Source organism: Streptomyces sp. NRRL S-455 (genome assembly GCF_000717875.1).
In the GTDB taxonomy this organism is placed as follows: Bacteria; Actinomycetota; Actinomycetes; order Streptomycetales; family Streptomycetaceae; genus Streptomyces.
In genome coordinates, this window is the sequence record NZ_JOCT01000026.1 from 43,981 (window position 1) to 61,382 (window position 17,402).

Genomic DNA, 17,402 nt, shown 5'->3' on the forward strand with positions numbered 1-17,402 from the left:
GTCGTTGCCCATGCACGACCCTCACGGCCCCCACGACCCGTACGTCCGTGTCCGCGGTGCCCGCGAGCACAACCTCCAGGGCGTCGACGTCGACATTCCCCGGGACGTGCTGGCCGTGTTCACCGGCGTGTCCGGCTCGGGCAAGTCGTCGCTGGCGTTCGGCACGATCTACGCGGAGGCGCAGCGGCGCTACTTCGAGTCGGTCGCGCCGTACGCGCGCCGGCTGATCCACCAGGTGGGCGCGCCGAAGGTCGGGGAGATCACCGGTCTGCCGCCGGCCGTCTCGCTCCAGCAGCGCCGGGCGGCTCCCACCTCGCGCTCCTCGGTCGGCACCGTCACCAATCTCTCGAACTCGCTGCGCATGCTGTTCTCCCGAGCCGGCACCTACCCGCCCGGCGCCGAGCGTCTCGACTCCGACGCCTTCTCGCCCAACACGGCGGCCGGGGCCTGCCCGGAGTGCCACGGGCTCGGACAGGTGCACCGGACGACCGAGGAACTGCTGGTCCCCGACCCGTCACTGTCGATCCGCGGAGGCGCGATCGCCGCGTGGCCGGGCGCCTGGCAGGGCAAGAACCTGCGGGACGTCCTCGACGCACTCGGGTACGAGGTGGACCGGCCGTGGCGGGACCTGCCCGCCGGCGAGCGTGAGTGGATCCTGTTCACGGACGAGCAGCCGGTGGTGACCGTGCACCCGGTGCGGGACGCGGACCGGATCCAGCGGCCGTACCAGGGCACGTACATGAGTGCCCGGCGGTACGTGATGAAGACCTTCTCGGACTCCAAGAGCCCGACCCTGCGAGCGAAGGCCGAGCGGTTCCTCACCAGCACGCCCTGCCCCTCTTGCGGTGGCAGCCGGCTGCGGCCCGAAGCGCTGGCGGTGACGTTCGGCGGCCGGACCATCGCCGAGCTGGCGGCGCTGCCGCTGGTTGAGCTGGCTGCCGCGCTCCACGCGACGTCGGAGACCGCCCGGGTCCTCACCGCCGATCTCACCTCACGCATCGCGCCGGTCCTCGAACTCGGCCTCGGCTACCTCAGCCTCGACCGGTCCACCCCCACCCTCTCCGCGGGCGAGCTGCAACGCCTGCGCCTCGCCACCCAGCTGCGCTCCGGCCTGTTCGGTGTCGTCTACGTCCTCGACGAGCCGTCGGCGGGGCTGCACCCGGCGGACACCGAGGCGCTGCTCGTCGTGCTGGAGCGGCTGAAGGCGGCCGGGAACTCGGTGTTCGTGGTGGAGCACCACCTCGATGTCGTACGCGGTGCCGACTGGCTGGTCGACGTGGGTCCGCAGGCGGGCGAGCACGGCGGGCGGGTGCTGCACAGCGGCCCGGTCGCCGGGCTGGCCGCCGTCGAGGAGTCGGCGACGGCCCGCTACCTGTTCGACGACTCCCCCGCCCCTGCCCGCGAGGTGCGCGAACCGAGCGGGTGGCTGAAGACCGGCCCGGTCACCCGGCACAACCTGCGCGGAGTGACCGCCGGGTTCCCGCTCGGCGTGTTCACCGCGGTCACCGGGGTGTCCGGCTCGGGCAAGTCCACGCTCATCGGGGAGATCACACAGGACACAGCCGGAGTGGGCCGGCTGGTCTCGGTCGACCAGAAGCCGATCGGGCGCACTCCGCGCTCGAACCTCGCGACGTACACCGGTCTCTTCGATGTCGTGCGCAAGGTGTTCGCGGCCACCGACGGGGCACGCGCGCGGGGCTTCGGTGTCGGCCGGTTCTCCTTCAACGTGGCGGGCGGGCGCTGCGAGACCTGTCAGGGCGAGGGGTTCGTCAGTGTGGAGCTGCTGTTCCTGCCGAGCACGTACGCGCCCTGCCCGGACTGCGGCGGGGCCCGGTACAACCCGGAGACCCTGGAGGTGACGTACCGGGGGCGGAGCATCGCGCAGGTGCTGGATCTGACGGTGGAGAGCGCAGCGGCGTTCTTCGCGGACACCCCGGCCGTCGCCCGCAGCCTCGGCACCCTGCTCGACGTCGGCCTGGGCTACCTCCGTCTCGGCCAGCCCGCGACGGAACTCTCCGGCGGCGAGGCCCAGCGCATCAAACTGGCGAGCGAACTCCAGCGCGGCCGGCGCGGCCACACGCTCTACCTCCTCGACGAACCCACGACCGGCCTCCACCCGGCCGACGTGGACGTCCTGATGCGCCAGTTGCACGGCCTCGTCGACGCCGGGCACACCGTGATCGTCGTCGAGCACGACATGTCCGTCGTCGCGGGCGCGGACTGGGTCGTCGACCTCGGTCCGGGCGGCGGCGACGCGGGCGGCCGGATCGTGGCGGCAGGACCGCCGGCGGACGTGGCGCGCTCGGCGGAGAGCCGGACGGCGCCGTACCTCGCCCGCGCGCTGGCGGGGAACGGCTGAGGCGGGTCGGTGGAGCCGGCCGGTCCGTGGCAGGCCGCCCGGCGGCAGGCGGGGCCGGGGGCCGCCCGCACGAGGCAGCGGCGAGCGGTCCGGGGCGTGGCGGGCACGCGTAGCCGGGTATCGATGGCGGGCCGGTGAGGGGGGGCGGGCCCCGCCCCGGGCGCCCCTGCCCTCCCCCGGTCCTGCCCTCCGCCGGGCACCACACCGTGTCGTCACCCGCCGTGCGTCTACCGCCCTACGCCACCAGCAGAGTGTGCGTCCAAGCGGGCGCGGCCGTCTCCTGGCGCTGTGCGGCGCACGCCAGGGCGCGGCGGTCGGGGTGGGTGCCCGGGGAGATGGCGTCCCGTACCTCGACCTCGGCGACCAGGCCGCGGGCCGTCGCCACCCGCCACAGGGAGGCGAGCAGGGTGTCGTCGCCGACGAACGCGGGGGCGGTGGTGGTGGTTCCGCCGGTGAGCCGGTAGCGGATCCGGACCGGCTGGACCGGTACCCCGGCGTCGAGGGCGGCCTGGAAGACGGCCCGACGGTAGGTGCCCTGGGCCCGGCCGCACCAGGTGCTGCCCTCGGGAAAGGCCGCGACGGCGGCGCCCTCGCGCAGGGCCCGGGCGATCAGGGCGACGGTGTCCGGGAGCGCCCGCAGCCGGTCCCGGTCGATGAAAAGGGCGCCGCGGGCGGCCAGCGGCCCGGCGACGGGCCACCGCCGTACCTCGGTCTTGGCCAGCATCCGGGCGGGGCGCACGGCGGCGATCAGCGGTATGTCCAGCCAGGAGATGTGGTTGGCGACGAGCAGCAGTCCGCCGGTGGGGACGGCGGCGCCGGTGACGCGGACCCGGACCCCTGCGGCCCGCACGATCCACCGGCACCACCGCCGGATCGGGGACGCCGGTATCCGGGCGCCGAGCGGCGACAGCGCGATCCCCGCGAGCAGCAGCAGGAAGACCCCGGTGAGCCGCAGCACGGCACGCGGCACGGCCCGCGCTCTCAGCCCCGCCGACGCCTCGACACAGGCCCGCGGCGTGCAGGGCGCGGTGGGCAGCCAGGCACTCATCAGGCGGGGACGAGGGACAGGAAGTGCCGCAGGTACCGCGCGTTGACCCGGTTCATCGGCAGCAGCACGTACAGGTCGGCGACGCCGAAGTCCGGGTCGTGGGCCGGTTCGCCGCACACCCAGGCGCCCAGGCGCAGGTAGCCGCGAAGCAGGGCGGGCAGTTCGACGCGGGCGGCGGGCGCGGGGCCCGGGACCCATGGCAGCAGCGGCTGGACGCGGTACTCCTGCGGCGACAGGTGCTTGGCGCTCACCCGGTCCCAGGTGGCGGAGGCCAGGGTGCCGCCGTCGGCGAGCGGGACGGAGCAGCAGCCGGCGAGCCACTCGTGGCCCCGGTCGACCATGTAGCGGGCGATACCGGCCCAGATGAGGCTGATGACCGCGCCGTCGCGGTGGTCGGGGTGCACGCAGGAGCGGCCGACCTCGACGAGCTCGGGCCGGATTCCGGCGAGGGAGCTCAGGTCGAACTCGCTCTCGGAGTACAGCCGCCCGGCGACCGCCGCGCGCTCCGGCGGCAGCAGCCGGTAGGTGCCGACGACCTGGCCGGTCGTCTCCTCGCGGACGAGGAGGTGGTCGCAGTACGCGTCGAACGGGTCGACGTCCAGCCCCGGTTGCGAGCCGGCCAGCAGGGCGCCCAGCTCCCCGGCGAAGACGTCGTGCCGCAGCCGCTGCGCGGCACGCACGTCCTCCTCGTTCCGGGCGAGGGCGACGGTGTAGCGGGTGGGGGCCGCGGGCTGCGCGGGGCGGTCGACGGTCAGTACGCCGGTCATGGCTCTCTCCTGGTCACGGGCCGGGGGCGGCGAGCGGTGCCGCCGCCACTGTTGTGCCCATGCCGCCTGACCTTCGCGTGACCAGTGCCAGGAGCGTGGATGCCGGGATGTTGAATGCCAGGGGCCCGGAAAAGCGAGACGGGGCCGGTGAGCACCGACCGGCCCCGCCCGTCCGCACGAGACGGCGAACGCTTTACCTGCCCGGCCCTACCGCTTGCTCACCTTCCGCGTGGCCCGCAGCCACTCCTTGTTCATGCCGGTGATGGACATGAGCGGAATGCCCTTGGGGCAGGCCGTGGCGCACTCTCCGGTGAGGGTGCATCCGCCGAAGCCCTCCTCGTCCATCTGCGCCACCATGTCCAGCACCCGCGTCTCGCGCTCGGGCGCCCCCTGCGGCAGCACGTTCAGATGGTTGATCTTGGCGGACGTGAACAGCATCGCCGCCCCGTTCGGGCACGCGGCGACACATGCACCGCATCCGATGCACTCGGCGTGTTCGAAGGCGAAGTCGGCATCCGGCTTCGGCACCGGCGTGGCATGTGCTTCCGGAGCCGCACCCGTCGGCGCGGTGATGTACCCGCCGGCCTGGATGATCCGGTCGAACGCCGAGCGGTCGACGACCAGGTCCTTGATCACCGGGAACGCGGACGCCCGCCACGGCTCGATGTCGATCGTGTCGCCGTCCTTGAACGACCTCATGTGCAGCTGGCACGTGGTCGTCCGCTCGGGCCCGTGCGCATCGCCGTTGATCACGAGCGAGCACGCTCCGCAGATGCCCTCGCGGCAGTCGTGGTCGAAGGCGACCGGGTCCTCGCCCTTGAGGATGAGTTCCTCGTTGAGGGTGTCGAGCATCTCCAGGAACGACATGTCGGAGGAGATCCGGTCCACCTCGTACGTGGACATGGCGCCTTCGGCGTCGGCGTTCTTCTGCCGCCAGACGCGCAGGGTGAGCTTCATGCGTAGCTCCGCTGGGTGGGGTGGACGTACTCGAAGACCAGGTCTTCCTTGTGCAGGGTCGGAGCCTCGCCGGTGCCGTTGAACTCCCAGGCGGCCGCGTACGCGAACTCCTCGTCCTTCCGCTCTGCCTCGCCGTCGGGCGTCTGGGACTCCTCGCGGAAGTGGCCGCCGCAGGACTCGCTGCGGTGCAGCGCGTCGAGGCACATCAGCTCGGCCAGCTCCAGGTAGTCGACGATGCGATTGGCTTTCTCCAGCGACTGGTTGAACTCCTCGCCGGTGCCGGGCACCTTGATGCGCCGCCAGAACTCCTCACGGATCTGCGGGATGCGCTCCAGCGCCTTGCGCAGCCCCGAGTCGGTGCGGGCCATGCCGCAGAACTCCCACATGAGCTCGCCCACCTCGCGGTGGAAGGAGTCGGGCGTGCGGTCGCCGTCGACGGACAGCAGCAGGTTCAGCCGGTCCTCGGTCTCGGCCAGCACCTCCTGGACGACCGGGTGGCCCGCTTCGACCTGGTTCTCGTGCGGGGTGCGGGCGAGGTAGTCGTTGATGGTCGCCGGGAGCACGAAGTAGCCGTCGGCCAGTCCCTGCATCAGCGCGGAGGCGCCGAGCCGGTTGGCCCCGTGGTCGGAGAAGTTGGCCTCGCCGATCGCGAACAGGCCGGGGATGGTGGTCTGGAGGTCGTAGTCGACCCACAGGCCGCCCATCGTGTAGTGCACGGCGGGATAGATCCGCATGGGTACCCGGTACGGATCCTCGTCGGTGATCCGCTGGTACATGTCGAAGAGGTTGCCGTACTTGGCTTCGACGGCCTCGCGGGCCATGCGCTTGATGGCGTCGGCGAAGTCGAGGTAGACGCCCTGCCCGCCGGGCCCGACGCCCCGCCCCTCGTCGCAGACGTTCTTCGCGGCGCGGGAGGCGATGTCACGCGGCACCAGGTTGCCGAAGGACGGGTAGATGCGCTCCAGGTAGTAGTCGCGCTCGTCCTCGGGGATCTCGTTCGGCGGGCGGTCGTCGCCCTTGGCCTTCGGCACCCAGATGCGACCGTCGTTGCGCAGCGACTCGCTCATCAGCGTCAGCTTGGACTGGTGCTCCCCGGTGCGCGGGATGCAGGTGGGGTGGATCTGCGTGAAGCAGGGGTTGGCGAAGTAGGCGCCGCGCCGGTGCGCCCGCCAGATCGCGGTGGCGTTGGAGTTCATGGCGTTCGTCGACAGGTAGAAGACGTTGCCGTAGCCGCCGCTGGCGAGTACGACGGCGTCCGCGAAGTACGTGTCGATCTTCCCGGTGATGAGGTCCCGGGCCACGATCCCGCGCGCCCGCCCGTCGACGACGATCAGGTCGAGCATCTCCGTACGCGGGTGCATCTCGATGTTCCCCGCGGCGATCTGCCGGCTGAGGGCCTGGTAGGCGCCGAGCAGCAGCTGCTGTCCCGTCTGGCCACGGGCGTAGAAGGTCCGCGACACCTGGACGCCGCCGAAGGAACGGGTGTCGAGCAGACCGCCGTACTCGCGGGCGAACGGCACGCCCTGTGCCACGCACTGGTCGATGATCTCGACGGAGATCTGTGCGAGGCGGTGGACGTTGGACTCGCGGGCCCGGAAGTCGCCGCCCTTGACGGTGTCGTAGAACAGCCGGTGGACGGAGTCGCCGTCGTTGCGGTAGTTCTTCGCGGCGTTGATGCCGCCCTGCGCGGCGATGGAGTGGGCGCGGCGCGGGGAGTCCTGGTAGCAGAACTGAACGACGTGGTAGCCCTGTTCGGCGAGGGTGGCTCCGGCGGAGCCGCCGGCCAGGCCGGTACCGACAACGATGACGGTGTGCTTGCGCCGGTTGGCGGGGTTGACCAGCTTGGCCTCGAAGCGGCGCTTGTCCCAGCGCTCGTGGACGGGGCCCTTCGGGGCCTTGGTGTCGACGACCGGTTCACCGGTCGCGTAGTCGGTGTAGGTCATGTCAGCTCACCACTCCGGTCATGACGCCCACGGGTACGGCGATGAACCCGGCCGTGAGCAGCAGCGCGAGGACGTCGGCGACGGTCTTGAGGGCACGGTCGCGGGTGCGGCTGCCGGCGCCGAGGGTCTGGGCGGCGCTCCAGAAGCCGTGCCGTACGTGCAGGCCGAGCGCGAGCATCGCGACGATGTAGATGACGTTGCCGTACCAGGTGGAGAAGGTGTCCACGACGTTCTGGTAGGGATGTCCGGGCCGGAAGCCGGGGTGCACGGTGCCGGTCGTGATGTCCAGGATGTGCCAGACGATGAACAGCCCGAGGATGACCCCGCCCCACCGCATGGTCCGCGTCGCGTAGCTCGCCCGCGGCCTCTTGTGCACGTACTTGCTGGGCCGTGCCCTGATGTCGCGGCGGCTGAGCTGGTACGCGGACACGGCGTGGGCGACGACGGCGGCCACCAGCACGATCCGGACCAGCCAGAGCGTCCACTCGTAGTGCATGAAGGGCTCGCCGACGGTGCGCAGCCAGTGGCCGTAGTGGTTGAACTCGCCGGCCCCGAAGAAGATCTTCAGGTTACCGATCATGTGGACGACCAGGTACAGCAGCATGATCAGCCCGCTGACCGCCATCACGGTCTTCTTGCCGAGGGTGGAGTCCCACACGGTGCGTGCCATGGACGGTCGTCGGCCCGTCCGCGTTGCCAGTGCCATGGCACAGCACGCTACGGACACGGAGCCGATCGGTCCAAGACATGGTCCAGCTTGATTCCATAGCCTGGGGCTATCGTACGAGCATGCAGTTCCAGCAACTCCAGTACTTCGTGGCCGTCGCCGAGACCCGGCACTTCACCCGGGCCGCCGATCTGGTCCATGTCGCGCAGCCGTCGCTGTCGCAGCAGATCAAGGCGCTGGAGCGGGAGCTGGGCGCGGATCTGTTCCTGCGGGCCCGGGGCAACATCTCGCTCACGGACGCCGGGGAGGCCCTGCTCCCCCTGGCCCGGCGCATCCTGGCCGACGCGGACACGGCCCGGCACGAGGTGCTGGAGCTGGTGCAGCTACGGCGAGGGCGGGTGCGGCTCGGTGCCACGCCCAGCCTGTGCACGGGCCTGCTGCCGGACGTACTGCGCGCCTTCCACGACCGCTACCCGGGCATCCGGCTGCTGATCGAGGAGGGCGGTTCGCACGACCTGGTGCGGGAGCTGGCACGCGGCGCGCTGGATCTCGCCCTCGTGGTACTGCCCCTGCCGACGCCGTCCCCGGCGCTGACGACGGTGGAGCTGCTGCGCGAGGACCTGGTCGTGGTCTCCTCACCGGACGCGCCGAGACCCGGCCGGGGCCGGCGCACCGTACGCATCGCCGACCTGGAGGGCGAGCGTCTGGTGATGTTCCGGCACGGCTACGACCTGCGCGAGCTGACCGTGGCGGCGTGCCGCACGGAGGGGTTCGAGCCGGACTTCGCGGTGGAGGGCGGGGAGATGGACGCGGTGCTGGGGTTCGTGCGGGCCGGGCTGGGGGTGGCCGTCGTGCCGCGCATGGTGGCGGCGAGATCGGGCAGCGGCCTGCGCGTCACCCCGCTGGCCCGGCCCGGTCTGCATCGCACGATCGCCCTGGCCCACCGCAGCGACGTGGCGCCGCCCCGGGCGGCCAGAGAACTCCAGCGCATGCTGCTGGAACGGTGAGCGGCGGCCGGCGTCCGGGGTCAGTACCCTCTTGGCGGCAATCAGGGGCCCGCAGGGGGACTTTCAGGTTACCGAAGACCACTCCCGGAACACTGCGTACCCGGCACGCTTCTCGGGCTGAAGCCGCGCCCCCGCCGGGCCTGCCGGAGGCGAGCCGGTGGACGTCAGCCGGCTCGTCGCACCGGGGCCCCGCCGCCGGGCCGGGGCCGGCCCGTTCACGGTTCCCCGGGCCCGTCCCTCATCCCGTCGCGTCCGCCAGGGCCAGTTCGTGCAGTCTCTCCGGCGGGCCCGGGCGGGCGTAGTACCAGCCCTGGGCGGTGTCGCAGCCCAGTATGCGGAGTTGTTCCGCCTGGGCCCCGGTCTCCACGCCCTCCACCGTCACCGCGAGATCCAGCGTGTGGGCCAGGGAGACGATTCCCTCGACGATCTTCAGATCGACCGGATCCACCGGGAACTGCTGCATGCTCTGGGTGAAGGAGCGGTCCAGCTTCAGGATGCTGACGGGGAGCCGGCGGAGGTTGGCGAGGTTGGAGTAGCCCGTGCCGAAGTCGTCCAGGGCGATGTCGACGCCCATCTCCGCCAGCCGGCGCAGCGGCTTCAGCAGATCGTCGTCCGCGCCGATCAGGGCCGACTCCGTGACCTCGAGGCAGAGCGCGTCCGGTTCGATGCCCGTGCGTTCCAGGATGTCGACGGTGTCCTGGACCAGACCCGGGTGGGTCAGCTGACAGGGCGAGAGGTTCACGTTGATCCGCAGGGGGCCCGCGGCCTCCGCACCGCCCTGCAGTTCCCGCCACTCGCGGGCCTGGCGTACCGACTGTTCCAGCACCCAGCGGCCCAGGGGCACGATCAGGCCCGTGTGCTCGGCGAGCGGGATGAACCGGTCCGGGCCGAGGACGCCGTGCTGCGGGTGCAGCCAGCGCACCAGGGCCTCGGCGCCTCGCACACTGCCGTCGCCGAGGTGCACCAGCGGCTGGTACTCGATGAAGAACTCGCCCCGCTCCAGGGCCGTCGGCAGCGCGGTGGTGAGTCCATGCCGGGTGATGGCGCGGGCGTCCGCCTCCGGGTCCGCGAGTTCGAAGCGGTTGCCGCCGGCCGACTTGGCCCGGTACATCGTGATGTCGGCGCTGCGCAGCACCTCCGCCGGGCTGCGCTCCCCGGCCGGGCCCTCGACGATGCCGATGCTGCCGCGCACGGTCAGCTCCCGGCCGTCGACACTGACCGGGGCGAGCAGCGCGTTCATGATGCGCGCGGCGAGCTCGTCGACCTCGCGCTGGGTGTCGGGCCCCGTGGTCAGGGCCACGAACTCGTCGCCGCCGAGCCGGGCGACCATCTCGCCGGGCACGGTGGCGCAGGACTGGAGCCGGTCGGCGACCTCCACCAGCAGCCGGTCGCCGGCCGCGTGACCGAGGCTGTCGTTGATGGTCTTGAAGCCGTCCAGGTCGAGGTAGCACAGCCCGAACCGCTGGCCCTTTCCGGCGCCGAGTGCCTTCTCCAGGCGCTCGAAGAAGAAGGTGCGGTTGGGCAGGCCGGTGAGGGCGTCGTGCGTGGCCTCGTAGCGCAGCCGCAGGTTGAGCAGGCGGCGCTCGGTGGTGTCCTCCATCAGGGCCAGCTGGAACTGCGGGTTGCCGTCGGCGTCGCGCAGCAGGGAGACCGTCAGGTTGGTCCACAGGACCGTTCCGTCAGGGCGGTAGAACGCCTTCTCCAGGTGGTAGTGCTCCCGCTCGCCGCGTACGAGTTCGTCGTAGAGCCGCCAGGTCTGCGGCGCGTCGTCGGGGTGGGTCCACTCCCTGACGTTGCGGCTTCGCAGGGCCTGCTCGGACATTCCGAACATGCGCAGCAGCGCGCCGTTGACCTGGAGGATGTTGCCCTCGAGGTCGGCCATGCCGATGCCTATGGCCGCGCCCTCGAAAACGGCGCGGAAGCGGGCCTCGCTCGCGTGCAGGGCCTGCGCGACCACACCCTGTGCCTTCAGCGCGGCCTGGGCGATGGCCTCCTGCTCGGCCAGCGTCCGCTCGCGCAGCGCCCGCGCGAAGCCGGCGGCCATCGCGTGCTGCAGTCGCGCGCACCGGGCACGCAGGCCCTCCTGGTCGCCGTCGCCGCCGCAGTACAGGACCAGGTAGGCGTCCACGCAGTCCAGCGTGCGGCTGAGCGCCTCCGGGTCGGTGCAGTGGGCGTCCACGAGGGCGGCGCCGACGGCCTTGCCCGCTTCGGCGTCGAAGGTCCGGGCCACTAGCGCCTCACTCAACCGCCGGGCCAGGGGCAGCAGTTGCTGCTCGAACTCCAGCCGGGTCGACGACGTCGAGGTCACCGGGAAGACCGCCCGGCTCCAGATCGTCGCGAACCGGCGCAGTCTGTCCTCCGGCCCGTCCGGTTCCGCGATCACGCCGTACGCCCCACGCCCGCGAAACCGGAGAACGCGTACGGATCCTCGTCCTCCGGTGCGGTGTCGGGCCGCCAGCGCGGCATCGCCACCAGTCCGGGTTCCACCATGTCGTACCCCTCGAAGAACCGCGTGATCTCCTCGCGCGAGCGCATGATCAGCGGGTTGCGTATGTCCTCGTACACGTTCACCGCGCCCCCGGCCCGCTCGGGCGGCAGCGGGATGCCCTCGTAGGAGGCATGGGTGAGCACGAGCAGGCTGCCGGGCGCGAGTGCCTCGCCCAGCTCGGCCACCGCGCCGTACGGGTCGTCCTCGTCTTCCACGAAGTGCAGTATGGCAACGAGGAGCAGGGCCACTGGCCGATTCAGGTCGATCAGCCGCTCCACCTGCGTGCTGCCCAGGATGTCCTGGGGCTTGCGGAGGTCGGCCGCGAGGACGTCCGCGTCGTCGTTGCCCTCCAGGACCGCCTGGCTGTGGGCGACGGCCACCGGGTCGTGGTCGACGTACACCACGCGCGCGCCGGGGCGGGCGGCCTGGGCCACCTCGTGCACGTTGCCGAAGGTGGGGATGCCGGAGCCGATGTCCAGGAACTGGGAGATGCCCTGGTCGACCGCGTAACGCACGGCCCGGCGCATGAACGCCCGGTTCGCCTGCGCGATCTTGGGGAGTCCCGGCATGAACTCCATGGCCCTGCGGGCCGCTTTCCGGTCGACCTCGAAGTTGTGCGATCCACCCAGGTAGTGGTCGTACATCCGGGAAACGCTGGGCACCGAGATGTCGATGCTCCGTGGAGCCCAGGCGGGACGCTCCATCTATCTCTCCAAGGCGTAGGCGATCCGGTGTTCGAGCAGAGGCTACTGATCGCCCGCCAATGGAGCGACCGGAAACGGAAATTGACCATCCGTTCCCGGTCACTGCCTGCGGCACGTGCCGAATTGATACCCGCCCGCATCACCTTCGAACACATGACGAGCTGTGTTCGATGCATTCCGGAGAGTTCCGGAGCACAAGGGGAGGAGTGTCAGGAAATCGATGAGTTCAGGTGAAGCACGGCAAACGGTCCGCCCCTCCGTGGGGCACGGAGGGGCGGACCGGGTCGGCGTCGTCGGTGGACGAGATGATCAACCCTGGGGAGGTTTCTCTGTTACTCCGACGCGCCGACCAGCTTTCCGTCGGGCCGGACCGCGTACCAGGTGCCGCCGACGCCCTGGCCGTTGGTGTCACCGGGAGCCTTGTCACCGGCGAAGGTGTAGATGGGCGAGCAGTTGATCGTCTGCTGCTTGCCCTTCCCGTCGGTCCGCTCGAAGATCATGTAGCCCTTCTCCTGGATGCCCTTGGTGTCGGCGAAGTCGACGGGCTCCACGAGCGGCCACTTCTTCAGGCACTCGCCGCTGCAGTTGGAGACGGGCTTCGGCCAGGCCTCGTCCTTCTTGAACCGGTAGACGGTCATGCCGTTCTTGTCGACGACGATCTCGCCGAGCTTGGGGTCGTTACGGGTGGACAGGCCCAGTTCCCCGGCCGCCTCACCGCCGGCCTCGGCACCGGCGCCGCCCCCCTGCGCCTTCTTGCCGTCGGGAGCCAGCGCGTACCACTTGCCGCCCACGCCCTGGCCCTTGACGTCACCGGCGTTGACGTCCTTGGCGTAGCGGTAGGCGGGCCAGCCACCGACGGTCAGCTGCTTGGTGCCGTCGGCCCGGGTGACCGAGCCGAGCAGCGCCTTGTCGATGCCCTCTCCGGCCTCGGCGTCGTCCGCGGGCACCGGCGGCCAGGTCTTGGCGCAGTCGCCGTCGCAGTTCGACTTGGGCGGCTGCTCGGTGTCCTGGTCGAACCGGTACAGGGTGAGTCCCAGGCTGTCGGTCACGACCTTCCCCACCTTCTCGGCGGTGGAGACGGACAGCTTGCCCGCGGGGTTCGCCGTCGACGGGCTGGACGGGCTCGGCGAGGCCTGGGCGCCCGCGCCGCCGGCCGCGTTCCCGACCCCGGCGCCGATGTTTCCGTAGTCCCCGCCGGGCGCGGCCGTGGCGCCCACGTTCTGACTGGCCGCCGGAGGGCTGTCCTGGCCGCACGCCGTCGTCAGCGCCATCACCGCCGCGGCGCTCGCCACGAGCGAAGCGCTCCGCCAGGAGGTCTTCATCGTCAACAACTCCCCATAATCCCAAGGGTGTTGCAGCGCCCTGCTGCGCCGCCGCACGGTCATGAGTACGCATGGGGGGCGTGATTGTGTTCAACCACCCGCCAAATTTCTTTCCGGAACCTGTGACGAGCGCCGCGCACTCCCGCACGCATGTGCGCGTCGGGGACCCTGCGGGCGACCACTGACCAAACCTCCGGCACCCGGACATCCCTCTTTCGGGGCAATCCCCTTGCACTCCGGCGCGCCCCGCCGGAACAAGGCTCATGATCTCGTCGTGCATGGACCCCTCTCCACTCAATCCGCCCTCGCCGCAAAGGCCTTGGCGGTGGCGACGCTGACCTGGGCGCTCGTCGGCGCGCCGGCCGGACCGGCGGTGGCTGACGCCTGCGCCTACGCCTCGACGGGGCCGGACGGCACCGAGGCGGTGGCCGTCGCCGGGAGCAGGACCTGGCCGACCGACTGGCCGTGCCCGCCACCCACACCGACCCCCACGCCGACGCCGACGCCCACGCCTCCGCCTCCGCCTCCAAAACCGACGCCGACACCCACCCCGACTCCATCCCCGGACCCGACCCCGACGCCGACACCCACGCCCCCGCCGCCGGAACCGGCACCCACGGCCCGGCCGAAGCCGCCGCCCCCCGATCCACGCCCGGCGGCACCCCCGCCGCGGCCGGCCCCCCGACCGGTACCTCCACCACCCCCTCCGCCACCCCCGGCGCCGGTCCCGGTGCCGGCGCCGCCGGCCGAGTCCGCGCCGCCTCCGGCCGCGAAGCCCGTGCACTACCCGGCGTACCGCACCGCGCCGCGTCCGCGGCGAACGGGCAACACCATGTCGCCGCTCACCTTCGTCCTGCTCGTCACGGTGCCCGCGGTGGTCGCCGTCGCCGCGCTGCGCGCGCGCTGATCTCTGAAGCTCTGGAGGCACCTCTTGCCGGAATGGCTTGTTCTCACCCTCGCGATGCTGGCCGCGTGTGTCGTGGTGGTCGTCATCACCTTCGTGCGGCACCGCACAGCGGCCGACGACGAGGACCCCAGTGAGACCCCGGACGTCATCGAGTACATGACGATGTGGATCGGCGTGGTGTACGCCATCGTCCTGGGCCTCGCGATCGCCGGAGTCTGGGAGGCACGCAGCGCCGCCCAGGACCACGTCCAGGCCGAGGCCACCGCTCTGCACGAGATCTCGGAGCGGGTGCGGGTCTACCCGGCCGACGTACGCGACCGCATCCGGGACGACATCCAGACGTACGTGAGCCACGTCGTCACCACCGAGTGGGACACCATGGCCGACAAGAGCGAGGTCACCGAGCGCGGCGGCGAGCTCTTCGAGCGCGTGCGCCAGGACGTCACCGACTACCAGCCGAAGTCGGACTTCGAGGCCCAGGCCTACCAGCCGCTCCTCGACCAGGTGACCATGGCCAGCCAGGCCCGGATCGCCCGGGCGGAGTCGACCGGGCAGACCATGCCGGGCGTGGTGTGGTTCGGGCTGATCGCCGGGGCCGTCGTCACCATCGGGATGATCTTCGCCCTCCAGATCCGCAGAACGACGCGTGAGCTGGTCCTCGCCGGTCTGTTCTCGGCACTCATCGCCTTCCTGCTGTTCCTGATCTGGGACTTCGACTCGCCCTACGGCAGGGGCGTGACCGCTTCGGCGGACCCGTTCCTCAGCCTCTTCCCGGGCGCCGGCGACTGACGGCGCCCGCACCGGGCAGCCCGGCCGGCGACACACCGTCGCCGTCCCCCGGCCGCGGTAACGGTGGCTCCCCCGGGTGGCCCACACGCGTGCCCCGTTCGCGCGACTGCGATCGCGCCGCCGATCACCTGTTCCTAGCGTTTCGGGCATCGAGGTGCATGTGTGACGTGAGCGGAACCGGTCCGCGACTGCTCCTCGGGGACCCGGAGGTCACGATGCGCGCGATATGGGTCGCTTCGGCCGCACTACTGGGCGCCGGCGCCCTCACCTCCTGTGTGCCGGACGCCGACGCGGCGGTAGAGGCCGATTTCGGCTTCAGCGTCGTGCCCTCCACCGTCGCCCCGGGCGACCGGATCACGCTGCGGGTGAACCGCAACGCGTGCCAAGGGGAGGCGGTGGTCTCCTCACCGGTCTTCGACGTGGTCACCATCGCCCCGTGGCAGTCGTGGGCGACTGCCGAGACCGACTGGGACGCCGAGCCGGGCGCCGTGTACGACGTGGAATTCCTCTGCGAGGAGTCGCGCGGAACCGTACGCCTGATCGTCGCCGGCGGCCGTCCGGCACACCACCCGCGTCACCCGGCGCACCATGGCCCCCACCCGTCGAAGGGCGTCCGGGCGGGTGAGGGCGGCGCCCTCGACGGCTTCGGCGTCACGGAGACCGGACTGGGCGCCGTGCTCGTCGCCGGTTCGCTCGGCACGGCGTACCGGTGGGCACGCCGCCGTACGGACGAGGACGTCACCTGACCGTCACCCCGTGCCGCTGAACGGCCTTCGCCCCGGATCCGTCAAGGGATCCGGGGCGAAGGCCGTTCACGTGCAGGGCGGCCGAGCGCGCGGAGCGAGGAGGACCGCGGGGTCAGATGCGCCGCTCGGCGCGGCGGCGCATCCAGAACACCCCGCCGCCGATGGCCGCGGCCGTCACGAGACCGCCGCCGATGGCGATGTCGGTCGGGGTCGCGCCGGTGGTGCTGCCGCCGCCGATGCCACCGCGGACCCCGCCGATGACGGTGAAGGCATGCGGCTTGGTCAGCCTCCTGCCGTCACAGACGACCATGATGTCGTAAGGCCCCGGGCGGGCGTTGCTGTTGATGGTGGCGGTGCCCCGCGCCGTCTCGTTGGCGCCACGGATGGGCGTGAGCCTCGTCGGTGAGAAGGCGTTGGACGTAGCCGTGCCGCCGTTGCGGCAGCCGTCGACCGTGATGGTCAGCTGGCCGCCGCGGGCGATCACGTTGGGCAGGGCGACGATGTTGCTGGGTGACTCCCACGCGACGGCCGCGGGGGCGGAGAGGCCGAGGGCGGCGACCGCGGCGCCGGCGACCACCAGGGCACGAGTGTCAGGCATGTGAACCTCCGCGGAAGACGCCCCGGGTCCCGTCCCCGGTCGATCGGCGAGAAAGCGCCTCCCAGAAAGACAGTCAGTCGCCTTTGGCCGGGCCGCATTTCGGGGCTGGTCCGTCCTGGTGATCAAGCACGCGGCGCGGAACCCGCGCAATCGGATATCGCCGCAGGTCACGCACCGTCAGAATTTCCCTTACGGCGGCGACTCGGATGGCGCACCTCGTCTCGCCACCGGACGCCGGACATCGAGGGGGCCACCCGTTCGCCCCTGTCCCGTCGCCGCCGCCGCGCGCGGGACTTAGCGTTCTGGTATGCGCGAATGGCACGGCGACGGCCGCGTCGAGAGGGGATGGCGAATGTCTGCGTCCGAGCTGGCCGAGGCGGAGGAGGCGCGGCGGAAGAAGCGCGTCCCGTGGGGAGTGATAGCGCTTGTTCTGCTGACCGGCCTCGCGCTCATCCGGAATGGTTCGGGAGAGTTCGACCAGGGCCCGCCGCAGCCGGCGTCGGCGGCCGCGGCGGACAGCCGCGTACCCGGCGGCGACTTCGCCGGGGCCGTCCGGCCCGTGGCCTACGCGCCCCCGGCCCGGATCAGGATCCCGGCGATCCAGGTCGACGCTCCGATCATTCCCGTGGGCCTGGACGGGGACGGCTGGGTCGGCGCACCACCGCCGGAGGACCCCAACCTTGCGGGCTGGTTCACCGGTGCCGTCACCCCGGGCGAGAAGGGCACCGCGGTCGTCGTCGGCCATGTCGACAACCAGCTGGGTCCCGCCGTGTTCTACGCGCTCGGCGCCCTGAAGAAGGGCAGCCGCGTCGAGGTCGACCGACAGGACGGAAAGACCGTCGTCTTCGAGGTCTACGGCGTCGAGGTGTTCGAGAAGGACAACTTTCCCGGGGACCGTGTCTACGGGTCCAAGGGCGCGGCGGAACTGCGGGTCATCACCTGTGGTGGCGGATTCTCCGAGCAGACCGGCTACGCGGGCAACGTCGTGACCTTCGCGCGCATGGTCGAGGTGCGCTGAGCGTCACCGGCCGGGCGGGCGAAGGCCCGTCGTTCAGGGGTGCGCTGGCAGGTCCTTTCCCTGTGCCCGGGCGGGCACAGGG

15 protein-coding genes are annotated in these 17,402 nt (G+C 71.6%); 6 read left to right on the forward strand and 9 right to left on the reverse strand.

The window, feature by feature from the left end; genetic code table 11:
* Nucleotides 1-10 precede the first annotated feature (10 nt).
* Entirely contained in the window at nucleotides 11-2,359 is a 2,349-nt protein-coding gene (locus tag IE97_RS0129940) for an ATP-binding cassette domain-containing protein (RefSeq protein WP_030247308.1), read from the forward strand.
* Between the two features lie 235 nt (nucleotides 2,360-2,594).
* Here the strand turns inward: IE97_RS0129940 and IE97_RS0129945 are convergent, their stop codons facing one another.
* The 5 genes from IE97_RS0129945 to IE97_RS0129965 all read right to left on the reverse strand — a co-directional run bounded on the left by IE97_RS0129945 (nucleotide 2,595) and on the right by IE97_RS0129965 (nucleotide 7,744).
* Nucleotides 2,595-3,407: a lysophospholipid acyltransferase family protein gene (locus tag IE97_RS0129945; protein ID WP_030247309.1), complete on the reverse strand. Its 813-nt coding sequence runs from the start codon at nucleotides 3,405-3,407 to the stop codon at nucleotides 2,595-2,597.
* Nucleotides 3,407-4,174 carry a GNAT family N-acetyltransferase gene (locus IE97_RS0129950; RefSeq protein WP_030247311.1) on the reverse strand — a complete coding sequence of 256 codons (768 nt, stop codon included), beginning with the start codon at nucleotides 4,172-4,174 and terminating at the stop codon, nucleotides 3,407-3,409. Before IE97_RS0129950 ends, IE97_RS0129945 begins: the two co-directional genes overlap by 1 nt.
* 207 nt (nucleotides 4,175-4,381) lie before the next feature.
* Nucleotides 4,382-5,131 carry a succinate dehydrogenase/fumarate reductase iron-sulfur subunit gene (locus IE97_RS0129955; protein WP_030247315.1) on the reverse strand — a complete coding sequence of 250 codons (750 nt, stop codon included), beginning with the start codon at nucleotides 5,129-5,131 and terminating at the stop codon, nucleotides 4,382-4,384.
* Entirely contained in the window at nucleotides 5,128-7,074 is a 1,947-nt protein-coding gene (locus tag IE97_RS0129960) for a fumarate reductase/succinate dehydrogenase flavoprotein subunit (RefSeq protein ID WP_030247318.1), read from the reverse strand. The genes IE97_RS0129955 and IE97_RS0129960 overlap by 4 nt, the downstream gene beginning before the upstream one ends.
* 1 nt (nucleotide 7,075) lies before the next feature.
* Complete coding sequence (locus IE97_RS0129965; RefSeq protein ID WP_030247321.1) at nucleotides 7,076-7,744, reverse strand: succinate dehydrogenase; 669 nt, start codon at nucleotides 7,742-7,744, stop codon at nucleotides 7,076-7,078.
* Between the two features lie 119 nt (nucleotides 7,745-7,863).
* On the opposite strand from IE97_RS0129965, the gene IE97_RS0129970 reads away from it, so the two are divergent.
* Nucleotides 7,864-8,748 (forward strand): LysR family transcriptional regulator, encoded by an 885-nt coding sequence (locus tag IE97_RS0129970; RefSeq protein WP_030247323.1) that lies wholly within the window; start codon nucleotides 7,864-7,866, stop codon nucleotides 8,746-8,748.
* Nucleotides 8,749-8,986: 238 nt separating this feature from the next.
* Here IE97_RS0129970 and IE97_RS0129975 read toward each other — a convergent pair whose 3' ends face one another.
* The 3 genes from IE97_RS0129975 to IE97_RS0129985 form a co-directional block, all read right to left on the reverse strand.
* The gene (locus IE97_RS0129975; protein ID WP_030247326.1) at nucleotides 8,987-11,131 is read right to left on the reverse strand and encodes a putative bifunctional diguanylate cyclase/phosphodiesterase; all 2,145 of its coding nucleotides are present in this window, start codon (nucleotides 11,129-11,131) and stop codon (nucleotides 8,987-8,989) included.
* On the reverse strand, nucleotides 11,128-11,940 hold the full coding sequence (locus IE97_RS0129980) for an SAM-dependent methyltransferase (RefSeq protein ID WP_030247328.1): 813 nt from the start codon (nucleotides 11,938-11,940) through the stop codon (nucleotides 11,128-11,130). The genes IE97_RS0129975 and IE97_RS0129980 overlap by 4 nt, the downstream gene beginning before the upstream one ends.
* A gap of 332 nt (nucleotides 11,941-12,272) precedes the next feature.
* Nucleotides 12,273-13,262, reverse strand: coding sequence for an SCO0930 family lipoprotein (locus tag IE97_RS0129985; protein ID WP_030247330.1), 990 nt, complete (start codon nucleotides 13,260-13,262; stop codon nucleotides 12,273-12,275).
* 730 nt (nucleotides 13,263-13,992) lie between these two features.
* Here IE97_RS0129985 and IE97_RS42265 point away from each other — a divergent pair.
* From IE97_RS42265 to IE97_RS0130005, 3 genes are all read left to right on the forward strand, one after another.
* Nucleotides 13,993-14,169 carry a hypothetical protein gene (locus IE97_RS42265; RefSeq protein ID WP_158708353.1) on the forward strand — a complete coding sequence of 59 codons (177 nt, stop codon included), beginning with the start codon at nucleotides 13,993-13,995 and terminating at the stop codon, nucleotides 14,167-14,169.
* A 24-nt stretch (nucleotides 14,170-14,193) separates the two neighbouring features.
* On the forward strand, nucleotides 14,194-14,958 hold the full coding sequence (locus IE97_RS0130000; protein WP_030247333.1) for a DUF4239 domain-containing protein: 765 nt from the start codon (nucleotides 14,194-14,196) through the stop codon (nucleotides 14,956-14,958).
* A gap of 167 nt (nucleotides 14,959-15,125) precedes the next feature.
* Nucleotides 15,126-15,704 carry a hypothetical protein gene (locus IE97_RS0130005; RefSeq protein WP_324605819.1) on the forward strand — a complete coding sequence of 193 codons (579 nt, stop codon included), beginning with the start codon at nucleotides 15,126-15,128 and terminating at the stop codon, nucleotides 15,702-15,704.
* A gap of 112 nt (nucleotides 15,705-15,816) precedes the next feature.
* On the opposite strand, the gene IE97_RS0130010 is transcribed toward IE97_RS0130005, so the two are convergent.
* Nucleotides 15,817-16,302, reverse strand: a complete 486-nt coding sequence (locus IE97_RS0130010; RefSeq protein ID WP_030247338.1) for a hypothetical protein — start codon at nucleotides 16,300-16,302, stop codon at nucleotides 15,817-15,819.
* A gap of 352 nt (nucleotides 16,303-16,654) precedes the next feature.
* Here IE97_RS0130010 and IE97_RS0130015 point away from each other — a divergent pair, with 352 nt between their 5' ends.
* Entirely contained in the window at nucleotides 16,655-17,320 is a 666-nt protein-coding gene (locus tag IE97_RS0130015; RefSeq protein WP_030247339.1) for a class F sortase, read from the forward strand.
* Nucleotides 17,321-17,402 lie beyond the last annotated feature (82 nt).

Bases quoted from the DNA above. Each gene is read 5' to 3' on its own strand.
- IE97_RS0129950 (WP_030247311.1), bottom strand. From the start codon at position 4,174: ATGACCGGCGTACTGACCGTCGACCGCCCCGCGCAGCCCGCGGCCCCC.
- IE97_RS0129955 (WP_030247315.1), bottom strand. From the start codon at position 5,131: ATGAAGCTCACCCTGCGCGTCTGGCGGCAGAAGAACGCCGACGCCGAA.
- IE97_RS0129945 (WP_030247309.1), bottom strand. From the start codon at position 3,407: ATGAGTGCCTGGCTGCCCACCGCGCCCTGCACGCCGCGGGCCTGTGTC.
- IE97_RS0130015 (WP_030247339.1), top strand. From the start codon at position 16,655: ATGTCTGCGTCCGAGCTGGCCGAGGCGGAGGAGGCGCGGCGGAAGAAG.
- IE97_RS0129940 (WP_030247308.1), top strand. From the start codon at position 11: ATGCACGACCCTCACGGCCCCCACGACCCGTACGTCCGTGTCCGCGGT.
- IE97_RS0129970 (WP_030247323.1), top strand. From the start codon at position 7,864: ATGCAGTTCCAGCAACTCCAGTACTTCGTGGCCGTCGCCGAGACCCGG.
- IE97_RS0129960 (WP_030247318.1), bottom strand. From the start codon at position 7,074: ATGACCTACACCGACTACGCGACCGGTGAACCGGTCGTCGACACCAAG.
- IE97_RS0130010 (WP_030247338.1), bottom strand. From the start codon at position 16,302: ATGCCTGACACTCGTGCCCTGGTGGTCGCCGGCGCCGCGGTCGCCGCC.
- IE97_RS0129980 (WP_030247328.1), bottom strand. From the start codon at position 11,940: ATGGAGCGTCCCGCCTGGGCTCCACGGAGCATCGACATCTCGGTGCCC.
- IE97_RS0129965 (WP_030247321.1), bottom strand. From the start codon at position 7,744: ATGGCACGCACCGTGTGGGACTCCACCCTCGGCAAGAAGACCGTGATG.
- IE97_RS0129985 (WP_030247330.1), bottom strand. From the start codon at position 13,262: ATGAAGACCTCCTGGCGGAGCGCTTCGCTCGTGGCGAGCGCCGCGGCG.